Source organism: Streptomyces corynorhini (assembly GCF_003346515.1).
GTDB lineage: Bacteria > Actinomycetota > Actinomycetes > Streptomycetales > Streptomycetaceae > Streptomyces > Streptomyces corynorhini.
Genome location: NZ_QQNA01000452.1, coordinates 1 through 4133, shown reverse-complemented (window position 1 = coordinate 4133; position 4133 = coordinate 1). Strand labels below are relative to the sequence as shown.

General features: G+C 72.3%; 5 protein-coding genes. 1 reads left to right on the top strand and 4 read right to left on the bottom strand.

From position 1 onward, the window contains the following. Positions 1-82: 82 nt before the first annotated feature. Entirely contained in the window at positions 83-379 is a 297-nt protein-coding gene (locus DVH02_RS34425; RefSeq protein WP_114627746.1) for a hypothetical protein, read from the bottom strand. A gap of 286 nt (positions 380-665) precedes the next feature. On the opposite strand from DVH02_RS34425, the gene DVH02_RS34420 reads away from it, so the two are divergent. Further along, positions 666-1199 (top strand): hypothetical protein, encoded by a 534-nt coding sequence (locus DVH02_RS34420; protein WP_233518648.1) that lies wholly within the window; start codon positions 666-668, stop codon positions 1197-1199. Between the two features lie 87 nt (positions 1200-1286). On the opposite strand, the gene DVH02_RS34415 is transcribed toward DVH02_RS34420, so the two are convergent. The 3 genes from DVH02_RS34415 to DVH02_RS34405 all read right to left on the bottom strand — a co-directional run bounded on the left by DVH02_RS34415 (position 1287) and on the right by DVH02_RS34405 (position 4011). Continuing rightward, a complete protein-coding gene (locus DVH02_RS34415) occupies positions 1287-2159 on the bottom strand; it encodes a hypothetical protein (protein ID WP_114627745.1) in 873 nt (290 codons plus the stop codon). Positions 2160-2400: 241 nt separating this feature from the next. Continuing rightward, positions 2401-3399 carry an N-acetylmuramoyl-L-alanine amidase gene (locus DVH02_RS34410; protein WP_114627744.1) on the bottom strand — a complete coding sequence of 333 codons (999 nt, stop codon included), beginning with the start codon at positions 3397-3399 and terminating at the stop codon, positions 2401-2403. A gap of 24 nt (positions 3400-3423) precedes the next feature. Then, positions 3424-4011 (bottom strand): class I SAM-dependent methyltransferase, encoded by a 588-nt coding sequence (locus DVH02_RS34405; protein WP_114627747.1) that lies wholly within the window; start codon positions 4009-4011, stop codon positions 3424-3426. Positions 4012-4133: the final 122 nt, after the last annotated feature.

Below are 4133 nucleotides of genomic sequence, written 5' to 3'. Positions count from 1 at the left end.
GGAAGGCCGGGGGCGGGAGTCGGAGGAGGACCGGGGGCGGGACTCGGATGAGGACCGGGAGTGAGGCCCGGCCGGCCGCCGCTCAGAGGCGGCGCAGCCGGTTGGCGAGGCCGTGGCCGATGAACAGGTAGACCACGGCGGCGAGACCGTAACCGCAGACCACACGGGCCCACGCCTCGTCGAAAGTGAACAGGTCGTGGGACCAGCCGGCGAGCCAGCGGGCGCTGCTCCGGACGAACTCCACCAGGTCGTTGCCCCGGTTGGCGTCCAGCAGGTACATGAGGATCCAGAGGATCAGAATGAAGGCCATGACGTCCGCTATCACGGCGACGATGGTCGCCGCTGCGGAGCTGCTTCCACTGCGATGGCGTGAGGACATGGCCCACGTGTTACCGGTTGTGACCAAGTGAAACCCGGACGGCCCCGCTCGCGTGGCGGCGGCGCGGGCAGCGGGTGACGCTACTGGCAGTCTGCCAAGGAGGTCGGTTGTGCTCACCCAAGCCAACACCGGCATACCCGCCGGTAACCCCGCTCAGGTCCCCGTCACCGTCCCCGTTCCCGCACCCGGAGAGGACTCCGGACCCGGCCCCGCTCGCGGCCTCTTCCTGGGCCGCTCCCCGCTGCGCCGCGTCCTCGTGGCCCTGGTGCTCTCCTGCGCCCTGCTAATGTCCACGGCCGCGTGCGGCAGCTCCGACAAAGCGGCCACGCCGCGCGGCGCGGGCAACGGCGCGGCCGAGGTCGCCGATGCGGTGGCGGCCTCGCCCACCAGCTCCGCCGAGAAACGGAAGTTCGCCAAGACCCGCTTCGTGGCCGACGCCGCGCTCGCGGCCGGTGCCACGTACCAGTGGATCGTCAAGCCGTACAAGGCGGGCAAGTTCAAGAAGGGCGCGAAGGGCCGCAAGCTGGCCCTGGTCAAGGCCGGTCTGGCCGGTGCCTTCACCTACAACAGGCTGAAGGCCGCGTCGAAGAACGCCAAGGCCGACCCGCTGCTCTCCAAGGCGGTCGCGCCGCTGACGGCGGGCATCGACTCGCTCAAGGGGCTCGCCACGAAGCTCCGCAAGGGCGAGGTGAACGACTCGGACATCAACAACTTCCAGAAGAACATCACGGGCATCAAGGGCGCGGGCAAGGACGCGGGCGCGCCGGTCAAGGACAAGGTGCCCTCGCTGTCCGACCTGCGCGGCGGCGCCGGGGGATAGCCCCGCGACGGAAACGGCGAACGGCCCCCGTGCGTGTGCGGGGGCCGTTCGTGCCGTGACGCGCGAGGCGCCGTGCGTGCGGTGGGTTCAGCCGCGCTGGATGCCCGAGGTGTCCTGGAGGACGCCTCGGCGGCCGTCCTGTGTCTGGGCCACCAGGCCGGGGCCGCGCTGCTCGACCGCGAGGTACCAGGTGCCGGGCGCCAGTTCGGCGATCGGGGACGGCGAGCCGTCCTCGCCGAACAGCGGGCGGGTCACCGGCACCGCGAACCAGAACGGCGCGAAGTCGCCCGCCGGAGCCGCCGGAGCCGACGGGGACGCCTGAGCCGACGGGGACGCCGGAGCGGCGGCCGGGGCCGCTTCGCCGCTCGTCGGCCGCTGCTGGGCGGGCTGGGCGCCGCCGAACGGCTGCTGCTGACCGGCGGCGGGCTGCTGCTGGCCGAACGGCTGGGCCTGGCCCTGCGTGCCGTAGGGCTGCGCACTGCCCGGGTAGCCGTACCCCTGCGGGGCGCCGGGCTGCCCGCCGTACGGCTGCGGGGCGGCCGGCTTGGGCGCGCCGATGAGGGCGGCCTTCAGCGGCGGCAGCAGCGGACTGGCCACGGCCGCCGCCGCGAGCGCGGCGGCGCCGAAGAAGCCGAGGATCTGGCCGGCGCCGGCCTTGCCGTCACCGAGCAGGTACCACAGCGAGGTCCAGGCGGCGAAGATCGCCAGCGCGGTGCCGAACTGTCCGAGGTCAAGACCCGCGAATTTCCGCGGCTGCGGCAGCGCGCGGGCGGTGACGATCAGCGCCGCGGCTATGACCCCGGCGAGGTGGACGCTCATCACGACACCCAGCAGGTCCCAAGCTTTCACGCCATTGCTGTAACCCGTGGCGTCGTAGAAATTGAGGAACGAGGCGATGAACAGCAGCACCGCTGCTCCGATCACCACGCCGTCGCCTCTTGTGAGGGAGCGGATGTTCACGTGAAAAGTCCTTCGTCGGTCGTCTGGTCTCGGAGTGGTCGCCGCTGCCGCTGCTAAGGCGGTGCACGGTGCGAAGCTCGGGGGCGGCTCCCTATCGTACGGATGAATGTATCGTCTGTCCGATGGGGGCGTCCGCCGAGTATCACGCCCGGTTATACGGCTGTTACGCGGATCGGCGACCAGCGCCGGGCGCCCGCCCGGCGCCTGTCCGGTACGCGTTCGGCGCGTCCGGTATACGGGTTCAGTTCCGCAGGAAACCGTCGATGCCGTCCGCCAGCCCGCGTGCCGCTTTCTGTCGCCATTTCGCGTCGGTAAGCAGGCCCGCGTCCCGTGAATCACGCATGTTGCCGCATTCGATGAACACCTTCGGAACGGTCGACAGATTCAGCCCGCCGAGATCGTCGCGCACATCCAAACCCGTACCTTCACCCAGGTAGTTGGCGGGTGCCATGCCGGTCTCGCGGACGAAATTCCCCACGATACGTTCACCAAGTTCACGCGAGGGCCCCACGATGCCCGAGGTGTCCGCGCCGCCGCCTTTGACCAGGGCGGGGAGAATCACGTGGAAGCCCCGGTTGCCGGGTGCGGAACCGTCCGCGTGGACGGAGACGACCGCGTCGGCCTTCGCCTTGTTGCCGATCCGGGCGCGCTCGTCGACGCAGGGGCCGAAGGGGCGGTCGTCGTCATGGGTGAAGGTGACGGTCGCGCCCCGCTCGCGCAGCAGTGTGCGCAGCCGGTGGGCGACGTCGAGGGTGAACTCGGCCTCCGCGTAACCGGCGTCGGTGGAGGTGCCGGTGGTGTCGCACTCCTTGCTGGCCGTTCCGATGTCGACCTGCTGGTTGATCTCGGCGGTGTGGTCGCGATTGCGCGGGTTGTGGCCGGGATCGACCACGACGACCTTGCCCGCGAGCGGTTGCGCCGGGTCGGCGGGCGGCGCGGACCCGGCCGGTGTCCCGGACCCGGCGGAGGTGCCGGACGCGGGCGAGGTGCCGGTCGGGTCGCCGCCGCCGGGGACGTCGTCGTCACGCGTGGAGGCGGCGGCGGAAGCGGCGGCCGAGGACGCGGCGGCGGAGGCGGCGGAACCGGCCGCCGCCGGGGGGCCGCCGCCGTCCTCGCCGCTCAGGCCCTGCCAGACGAGCCATCCGGCCAGGGCGGTGGGCACCAGCGCGGCGGTCGCGAGGGTGAGACGGTTCCGGCCGAAGCGGCTGCGGACGGGCTGCGGGCTCTCGTCGTACGACACCGTCGCGATGGTAGTGGGACGCGGTCAGATTCCCGCCGATACGCGGCGCAGGACGCGCAGTGAATCGGTCACCGAGATCTCGGCGAAGGCGCCGGAGGCGAGCGCGCGCAGATAGACGCCGTACGGTGCCCGGCCGCCGTCCGCCGGGTCGGGGAAGACGTCGTGGATCACCAGCAGCCCGCCCTCGACCAGCAGCGGCGCCCATCCCTCGTAGTCCCCGTTGGCGTGTTCCTCGGTGTGCCCGCCGTCGATGAAGACCAGCCCGAACCGGCCGCCCCACACCTCGGCGACCCGTGGCGACCGGCCGACCACCGCGATCACGTGGTCCTCCAGCCCGGCCCGCCGCAGGGTGCGCCGGAAGGTGGGCAGGGTGTCCATCAGCCCGTTCTCCGGGTCGACCACGGACGGGTCGTGGTACTCCGACCCGGCCTGCTGCTCCTCGCTGCCGCGGTGGTGGTCCACGGTGACGGCCACCGTCCCCGCGTCCCGCGCGGCGGCGGCGAGCAGCAGCGCGGAACGCCCGCAGTACGTGCCGATCTCCAGCAGCGGCAGGCCCAGCGCGCCCGCCTCGACCGCCGCGCCGTACAGGGCGAGCCCTTCTTGTACGGGCATGAACCCCTTGGCGGCCTCGAAGGCGGCGAGGACGTCGGGCGCCGGTTCGCCGCCGGTACGGGTCTCGCCGCCGGTCGGGGTCTGGCTGCCGGGCACCGGTTCGCCGCCGGTACGGGTCTCGC